6 protein-coding genes and 2 pseudogenes are annotated in these 8,430 nt (G+C 24.7%); all 8 read left to right on the top strand.

The genetic code is table 11. From position 1 onward, the window contains the following. A pseudogene (locus J7M77_RS14110) lies at nt 1-399 on the top strand (phospho-sugar mutase); the annotation flags it as partial. Beyond that, nucleotides 400-1,452 carry a glycosyltransferase family 4 protein gene (locus tag J7M77_RS14105; protein ID WP_296879689.1) on the top strand — a complete coding sequence of 351 codons (1,053 nt, stop codon included), beginning with the start codon at nt 400-402 and terminating at the stop codon, nt 1,450-1,452. It begins immediately after the preceding pseudogene. 233 nt (nt 1,453-1,685) lie between these two features. After that, entirely contained in the window at nt 1,686-2,345 is a 660-nt protein-coding gene (locus J7M77_RS14100; protein WP_296879687.1) for a hypothetical protein, read from the top strand. Beyond that, complete coding sequence (locus tag J7M77_RS14095) at nt 2,335-3,540, top strand: polysaccharide pyruvyl transferase family protein (RefSeq protein WP_296879685.1); 1,206 nt, start codon at nt 2,335-2,337, stop codon at nt 3,538-3,540. The genes J7M77_RS14100 and J7M77_RS14095 overlap by 11 nt, the downstream gene beginning before the upstream one ends. After that, a complete protein-coding gene (locus J7M77_RS14090; RefSeq protein ID WP_296879683.1) occupies nt 3,524-4,843 on the top strand; it encodes an O-antigen ligase family protein in 1,320 nt (439 codons plus the stop codon). The genes J7M77_RS14095 and J7M77_RS14090 overlap by 17 nt, the downstream gene beginning before the upstream one ends. Further along, entirely contained in the window at nt 4,836-6,230 is a 1,395-nt protein-coding gene (locus tag J7M77_RS14085) for a polysaccharide biosynthesis C-terminal domain-containing protein (protein WP_296879681.1), read from the top strand. Before J7M77_RS14090 ends, J7M77_RS14085 begins: the two co-directional genes overlap by 8 nt. Nucleotides 6,231-6,546: 316 nt before the next feature. Next, nucleotides 6,547-7,989, top strand: a complete 1,443-nt coding sequence (locus J7M77_RS14080; RefSeq protein WP_296879679.1) for an LCP family protein — start codon at nt 6,547-6,549, stop codon at nt 7,987-7,989. Between the two features lie 9 nt (nt 7,990-7,998). Continuing rightward, nucleotides 7,999-8,430, top strand: a pseudogene (locus tag J7M77_RS14075) (hypothetical protein); the annotation flags it as partial.

The raw sequence follows: 8,430 nt of genomic DNA, 5'->3' as shown, positions 1-8,430 counted from the left end.
GGAGTGCAGTCATCTATTCTAATTGCAGAGTGTTGCAATTATTTCTTAAAACAGAATAAAACATTGGTAGATATTTTAAATGGTTTGTATGATGAATATGGCTATGTAACTGATATTCAAGAAAGTGAGACACTCCCTGGCATAGAAGGACAAAAACAAATGGAAGAAATAGTTAATCAGTTTAGATATGATTCTATACCAGAAATCGAAGGGAGAAAAGTCATAGCTAAAGAAGACTATTTAAATTCAATTAGAACAGATGCTTATGGAGAAACAATATTATCACTTCCAAAAAGTAATGTAATAAAACTATTTCTAGAAGATGGATCATGGATAGTTGTAAGACCAAGTGGTAATGAACCGAAGATAAAGTATTACAAAAATATATGGAGGAAATAAATGAAAAAAATAGTTCTAGTATCGCTTTCAAATGCTATGGGAATGCAATTATATTGTTCTCAATTAGCTAATATATTGGCAAAAAAACATGATGTATCTATCATCGTAACAAAATATTTTGATAGTAGCAATATAAATGCTAATGTCAAAATATATAAATTTTTTTCAACTAAGAGACCAACTATTGATAAAGGGTTATTATACATAAACTCATATTTAAATGCATTAAAAGTAATCAACTCTTGTGATGTAGTACACTTTCTTAATTCTCATCCAAGTAACATTATATTACTAAATAGGGGAAAGTGTGCTAATTCAGTTTTCACACTTCATGATCCTACACCACATTCTAATGATTTATTAGGCAAATGCAGATCTATAATTGATAAGATTATTTCCAAACAAACAAATAAAATAATCATTCATTCAAAAATGCATTTAAATAATGATTTAGTAAAAAAATATATAAATAAAACTTATGTTACACCATTAGCTTCCAAATCAAAAAGTAAAAAGTATAATCCTATAGTTAATAATAATGTTTTTTTGCTTTTTGGAAGAATAGAGGATTATAAAGGAATAGATATATTTATTGAGGCAATTGAAATGTTGTCAAAAGATAACTATAAATTTAAAGCAGTAATTGCTGGAGCTGGAGATTTTACTAAATATAAGAGAAAAATTTTTCATGAAAATAATTATGTAATAAATAATTATGTCATCCCTGAAAAAGAGGTTAGTCAGTTATTTATTAACTCTACTTTTTGTATTATGCCATATAAAACAGCATCGCAAAGTGGAGTTATTCCACTGTCTTATTATTATTCTAGGCCGGTAATAGTTACTAATATTGAATCGTTAACAGAGAATATTGTGTTAAATAAAACAGGTTTTGTAATAGATAATGCTTATAGTCTATATTGTTTATTAAAAAAAATATTAGTTGGAGAGTATAATCTTGATAAATTATCTCAAAATGCTTTTGAATATGGAAATAAGTTTTTATCAATGGAAAAAATGGCCAAAAATTTAATAAAATTTTATGAAATATAGGTGGATAAAAAGCTATGATTTTAGTTTGTATTTTAAATTTTCATCAGCATGTATTATTAATGGATTTTTTGGAGTGCTTATATGATCAACAACAATGTGATTTCAAAATAATTGTAGGTGATATCCAAAGTACAAAACAAGAAAAAAATTATGTTGAAAAATTATCCAACAGCAAAAAAATATATTATATACCAATGTCGGAAAATCTTGGTTATGCTAAAGGAAATAATTTTTTGATAAAACAAGGATTGAAATACTATGGAGATATATTTAATTATATTCTTATTTCTAATCCAGATATTTATTTAGAAAATCCATTAACTTTATCAAAGTTGAAAATGATATTGTATAATAAAAAAAACTGTGCAGTAATAGGTCCGAAAGTTATTAAGGGAAAAGAGATACAGGGACCATATAAAGAACAAAAATTATTTAATTACATATTGTATTATTTATTTCCTTTTATATCAGTTCCTTATCGAAAAATTATATCCACAAAAACGAAGTATCGATCTCAGGAAGGCTATGTATGGAGGATTATTGGCGCATTTATGCTTATTGATTTTCAAACTTTTAAAAAAGTAGGTTTTTTTGACGAACATACTTTTTTGTATTGGGAAGAAGAAATACTATCTTACAAATTAAACAGGATAGGCCAACAAGTTTACTATTATCCTAATATTTCAATAAAACATTATCATGGTGGCGGAAGCGAATCAAAATTTATTAGTAATCATTCATTGGATAGTATGGAATACTATTTTAAATTAAAAGGATATAGTTGCTTAGGAATAAACTGTGCAAAAAAAATTATTAAATATTATAATTATCTAATAAAAATTTATTATAACACTGTTAATAGAATGAGGAGAAATAAAAGTAATGAAATTTGAGAAAATTATAATTTCAGGCGGATGGGCATATGGGAATGTAGGAGATGAGGCGATTTTGAAATATACGTTAGAAGATATTTCTAAAACTTTTCCTAATACTTCTATAACTGTTCTTTCTTATGATCCTGTTGTTACTTTGAAAGAATTTAATGTTGACTGCAAGTTATGTTTACATGCAATTGCAGAAAAAAATAAGCAAAAAAATACTAATTATTTATATAATGTTATTGATAATAATTATAGAAAAGATGCTCTTTTAGAAGAGTATACTAATATGTTTAATGAGAAAACATTATTTATTATGAGTGGTGGAGGATATTTTAATGATATATGGGTAGAATCTTTTTTAGCACATATTTGTGAGATAAAAATTGCTAAAATGAAAAATAGTAAAATTGTTATTATGGGGCAAACAATTGGCCCAATAGAAAAGTCAAAGCATAAAAAATTGTTTAAAAAGTATATAACGCAATGCGATTACATTGCAGTAAGAGATAGAACCTCACAATCTTTTTTACGAGATAGTTTTAATGTGGAAGCTAGACTTTTTCCAGATGTAGTGAATAGGGTACCGTTACCAACTAGTAAGGATTTTAAGAATATAAAAAGAATTGCTATTATGTATCAAAAGCTTAGGCCATATACCTATGAAGAAACATCATTATTAAAGTATAGGATTGAACAAATAAAAAATATATTATTTAGAAAAAATATTAAATTTGATTCTAGTTTTATTGAATTTATTAATTATATTATGGATAATTATCCAAATATTAAGTTAGAATTTGTTTTAAGTACCGAATGGCATATTGAAAGAGTTGAAAAATTGATTAGTAAAACAAATATGAAGAAAATTAATATAATACATGGATTAACGGCTCAACAATTGATTGATAAAATTTTTGAGTATGATTTGGTTATAACTGCAAATATGCATCCTGCTATTATAGCTATATCACAAGGTATTCCAGCAATTGCAATTTCTCATACATATAAGATTGATGATTATATGAGCTCAATTTCGTTAGAGAGTTTATGTAAATCAGTAGATGAAATTGATAAGTATAGTTTAATTGAAATATTTAAAAATATTGAGTATTCTACTTGTATTGAAAAAATTAAAGTTATATCTTTGAAACAAAAAAAGAGTTTAGATAATATGTATGAGGAATTAAAAAATGCATTTAACTCTTAATAAATATAAATTGAAATTTTCCAAATTAAAAAAAATTGATATATATTGGTTTATTTTATTAAGTTTGCCAAATGATATTTTTCAATACACTTCTATGTATATTTTTAGGCAACCAAACAGCCAAACATATTATCGTTTAACTGAAACATATGTAAGTATTTTATATATTCCATTAATAATAGTTGGGGTATTATATCTAATTAAAAATAAGAATGCAAAAAAAATTTTTTTATATTTTATAATTCTAATTTTAAAAGATATGATAAATTTTTCATATTATTTTGCTAATGATTTTGAGATTATGTTTTTAGGTACGTATTGTCAATTTTTTTTAGCACTATTTCTTGTTTTTTCTATTTTTGAATTATATAGAACGATTCAGGAAAATGAATATTTTTTAGAATTATTTTTTTTAACTAATATTTTGTCTATGATAATATCTTTAGCTACAGGTATCGGAAATCAAATTGGAACTGGAGACACAATAAATAGATACATAATAGCAAGCTTGGGTTCCGGAGAATCGGCAGTAGTTCTTTCATTGGCTACTGTATATTTTACTACTATTAAAGAGAGTACAAAAGGATCATTTATAATATTTTTTTGTGGGATAGTTTTGATAATGTTGACGGGATGTAGAAAAGATATTTTTTATGTTTTTTTTATCTATGTAATTTATCAATTAAAAAGTAAATTTGAAAAAGGAATTGTTATTAGAAGAAAAAAAATAATATTTTTTTTGTTGTTTTTTCTAGTGTTAATAATTTGTATAATTTTTAGTTTATTATTTTTTGATGTAACTGAATTACTATCTCGGATAGAAATTAATAGATTTTCAGAAATGTTTGATCGATTATTTTCTGGTGAATTTTTAGATTATTTATTAGCTGATGATTCAGCAAATGGTAGAATAGCGTCTATTATTGCAGGATTTTCTGTTATTAACCAGCATCCTTTTGTTGGACAATTTTTTAGTACATTTTATTTGCAAATAAAAATGCAACTTTTTGGTTATCCTACGTTTCCACATAGTAGTATTATCTGGTTATATAGTGTAATGGGGATATTTTCTTTCATAATTATATTTGCGTATATAAGAAATTTTGTTAGATTGGTTAGAATTAAAAGTTCATATGCATATTTGTTCGCATATATAATTATTCGAGAAACAATATCAGGAGGTCAAAATATAAGTTTGAAATATTTAATAATTATGATATTTTTATTAATGTTTTCAAATAAGATATATCTTTTTTCAAATAATGAAACAATATTAAAAGCGGGTGATGGTAGAATTGAATAAAAAAATAAAAATATTATTAAAAGATACAGTGATTTTTGCTTTAGGTGGAATGGGATCAAAATTTATTTTATTTTTTTTAGTTCCGTTATATACTAATTATTTAACGACAGGACAGTATGGAACAGCAGAATTAGTTATAACAGTTGCACAATTGATTATGCCAATAATTACATTAGAGATATTTGATGCAGTAATTAGATTCGGAATGATTAAAGATATTAAAAGAGAAAATGTTATATTAATTGGAGTAATAATAACATTGATTAATTCTTTTGTTTTATTATTTTTAACACCACTTTTTGATCTATATATAGCTATAGCTAAATGGAAATGGTATTTATCAATATACGTTATAAGTTATAGTTTTAATACTTTAGGGATGAATTGTTTAAAAGTAAAAGGGAAGAATAGATCATATGCTTTGATTAGCATATTCCAAACATTAATATTATGTTTGTCTAATATAGTATTATTAGTTTATCTTGATTTAGGAATAGAAGGGTATTTATTATCAAATATTATTTCTATGGTATTATCCTGTTTAATAATTTTAAAAACAGCAGAAATAATAGAGGACATAATAAAAGCATCATTTGAAATGATTTTATTGAAAAAAATGTTGTTTTTTTCTATACCACTAATATTAAATAACATTTCTTGGTGGTTGATTCATTCTACTGACAAAATAATGATACAAATGATGATAGATGTGTCAGCATGTGGGATTTATACAGTTGCAACAAAAATGCCATCATTAATTAACGTGGTAGTTTCTGTTTTTTCACAGTCATGGGGTATTTCTTCTATTAAAGAGATAGAAACATCTAATGATAATAAATTTTATACACAAGTATTTAAAATGTTTACTTTTGTTATATTTGGAATATGCATTGTTATTAATTCGATAATAAGACCGTTTATGAATGTTTATGTAGGCTCGAGTTTTAATAATGCGTGGAGATATGTACCGTTGTTAATGGTTGCTGCTGTTTTTTATTCAATTTCAAGTTTTTATGGCAGCATTTATATAGCGTTAAAGAAAACAATAAGTAGTACTATTACTACCTTAATTAGTGCTACAATTAATATTTTAATTAATTATTTTTTTATTCAAACAATAGGAGTATGGGGAGCAATTTTAGGAACATTAACTGCCTATTTTGTTATGTCACAAATTAGAATTAATGATGTTAATAAATATATTAATATAAATATTGATTGGATAAAATATGGAATCAATGTGATGATTATACTAATTCAAGCTGTTTTTATTAGTTTAAACATTTCATTATATATTATTTCTATTATGGCAATAGTATTATTTATTATTAACAATAAGTTAGAATTTAAATCACTTATTCAATCATTAGTCTGTATAGTTAAATAATGTATTTTAGTATTATGTTTAATTACTTGAATAATCATTAGGCACAGGGTAAACAGTTAAACATAGATAAATCTAAAATTTTTATAGTTTTCTAAAAGAATAAATAAACACTTGTGTGATGTGGTAAATCAAGTTTAATTATAAGAATAATAATTTTAAAATAGATATAGTATCTTTAAAAGAGACACTTAAAAAAATAGTTTAATTGGTTTGGTGTTACATATAAAGAAGATAAAAATAATGTTGTCGAAAATATCAAAACATTAATTGAAATGGGACAATATCAAAAACTAAAATGTTAAAAGGAAATAAAGAAATGAGTATTATAAATAAGATTTTTTCATCAAAAGTTTTTATAGGAATACAAGTTGTCTTTACAATTGTATTTCTATATTTTTTATTTAATTTTGCAGTATTACCTGATATGTATATGTATGGTATTACGGGAATTGTAATTTTATTATGTTTACTTAACTTTTTATTACAGTTTAAAGCAAAATTTATAAGTATAAGAAGTGTTTTATCAAGAATACTAGCGATTATTATAAGTATTGTATTAGTATTTATAAGTGTTGAAGTTAATCGTGGTATTAATTTTGTTGATAGTTTTACTGGAAGTAATTATGAAACAGATGCAATATCAGTTATTGTTTTAAATAGCAGTAACTGTAATCAACTTAGTGATTTAAATGGGATGGTATTTGGCGTTAATCAACAAGAAGATCAAGAAAATCTTACTAATGCTTTATCTACTATTAGAAAAGAATTGAGTGATGCAAATACACAATATAATGATTATTCAAGCTGGAATAATTTAGCTGATGCATTGTATAATCAAGAAGTAGAAGCAATAATTGTTAATGAAGCATATCGAAGTATGTTGGAAGAAAATCATCCTGATTTTGACACGGAAACTAAAGTGATTTACCAAGTTACTATCGAAAATAAAGTAGAAAATATTGCTAATGATGGTGCCATAAAAGATGGAGTTTTTAATGTATGTATCACTGGTATAGATACCTATGGACCAGTTTCTACTAGATCTAGAAGTGATGTTAATATGGTGATGACAGTAAATATGAATAGTCATAAAATATTAATGACGGGAATTCCTAGAGATTATTATGTTACTTTGGATTCTAAAGGGGCTAAAGATAAATTAACTCATTCAGGAATTTATGGTGTAAATGAAACTGTCAATACAATCAGTAACTTATTAGATACAAAAATGGATTATTATTTTAGAATTAATTTCAGTTCATTAATAAATGTAGTAGATGTACTAGGCGGAATCGATGTTTATAGTGATAAGACCTTTATTCCGCATACCAATCCTTCTATTCAAATAAATGAAGGAGCAAATCATATGGATGGTACTATGGCATTAGCTTTTTCTAGAGAGCGTTATGCTTATGAAAGTGGCGATCGTCATAGAATCCAAAACCAGCAGGATGTTATGATGGCAATCATTAACAAGTTACTAACACCATCAGTATTATCAAATTATCAAGAAATATTAGAAAAAGTTGATGGAACGTTTGAAACTAATATGAGCAGTGATGATATTATTTCGCTTATAAAAATGCAATTATCAAATTTACATAGTTATGAAATGGAAAATCAATATTTAGATGGAACAGGTAAGTTAATGACTGGAGGTTATGCTATGCCTAAAAGTCGTCTTTATTATATGATCCCTAATCAAGATACAGTAAATACAGCTATTGAAAAAATAAGAACTATTGAAAATGAAAAATAGGAGCTGAAAATGTATATCAATACAACAAGCAAAAAAGATATAGAAGCATCTTTATGCAAAATACTAAATATAAATAAAGAAAAATTATATGAAATAATCGATGAATGTTATCATCAATTTCAAGAAAATCATCAAATTCTTGTTTTAGATAAGCAGTATGATTTCTTTGATGAATTTGTAAAAGAAAATCAAGCTGAAAAGATTGACAAAATAATGTTTATTCATTTATCTAGAAGATTAAAAGATGATCAAGATAATAATGGCTATAACTTTACTGATACATTAGCTAAAGAAACATCATTATCAAACTTTATGAAAAAATATGATATTAGTTTTAAATATGATGAACATATTAAAATGTTTGTAGATGATAAAGAAATTGATTTAGATAACGGGGATGACAGTTATTCGTATTATTATCTAAAAAATAGATTTGGTTAT

This window comes from Thomasclavelia sp. (genome assembly GCF_017889095.1).
Taxonomy (GTDB): Bacteria; Bacillota_I; Bacilli_A; order Erysipelotrichales; family Coprobacillaceae; genus Thomasclavelia.
This window is presented reverse-complemented; position numbering and strand designations above follow the sequence as displayed.

Coding starts and splice junctions, on each gene's coding strand:
- J7M77_RS14105 (WP_296879689.1), top strand. CDS start 400: ATGAAAAAAATAGTTCTAGTATCGCTTTCAAATGCTATGGGAATGCAA.
- J7M77_RS14095 (WP_296879685.1), top strand. CDS start 2,335: ATGAAATTTGAGAAAATTATAATTTCAGGCGGATGGGCATATGGGAAT.
- J7M77_RS14090 (WP_296879683.1), top strand. CDS start 3,524: ATGCATTTAACTCTTAATAAATATAAATTGAAATTTTCCAAATTAAAA.
- J7M77_RS14080 (WP_296879679.1), top strand. CDS start 6,547: ATGAGTATTATAAATAAGATTTTTTCATCAAAAGTTTTTATAGGAATA.